This is a genomic window from Bacteroides mediterraneensis (genome assembly GCF_016900355.1).
In the GTDB taxonomy this organism is placed as follows: Bacteria; Bacteroidota; Bacteroidia; order Bacteroidales; family Bacteroidaceae; genus Phocaeicola.
Genome location: NZ_JACJKA010000096.1, coordinates 1 through 371, shown reverse-complemented (window position 1 = coordinate 371; position 371 = coordinate 1). Strand labels below are relative to the sequence as shown.

Genomic DNA, 371 nt, shown 5'->3' with positions numbered 1-371 from the left:
TTCGTGGAGAATAACGGATTCGAACCGTTGACCCCCTGCGTGCAAAGCAGGTGCTCTAGCCAGCTGAGCTAATCCCCCGTTTTTTTTGCGGCTGCAAAGGTAAGCATTTACTTTTGTTCCCGCAAAATTTTAAGGAAGTTTTTTTTCGCTTCCTTCTTTTCGAGGTAGTCCCAGGCAGAGTTGAACTGCCGACCTCTACATTATCAGTGTAGCGCTCTAACCAACTGAGCTATAGGACTAGCTTGTGAGTTATCATCGTGCCGATGATTTATGTCTCCCCGCTCGGCATAACCCAAGCGAGCTTGGTTCTGCTCTCACTCGTTCGACATTTCAACCTCGTCCGTTCCGACTCGGCTTCATCTTTCTCTCTT

At 48.2% G+C, this 371-nt stretch carries 2 tRNA genes; both read right to left on the bottom strand.

Features of this window, described 5'->3' with window-relative positions:
• Nucleotides 1-4: 4 nt before the first annotated feature.
• A tRNA-Ala gene (locus H6A28_RS15000) sits at nucleotides 5-78 on the bottom strand.
• 87 nt (nucleotides 79-165) lie between these two features.
• Nucleotides 166-239 (bottom strand) — tRNA-Ile (locus H6A28_RS14995).
• Between the last annotated feature and the right edge of the window lie 132 nt (nucleotides 240-371).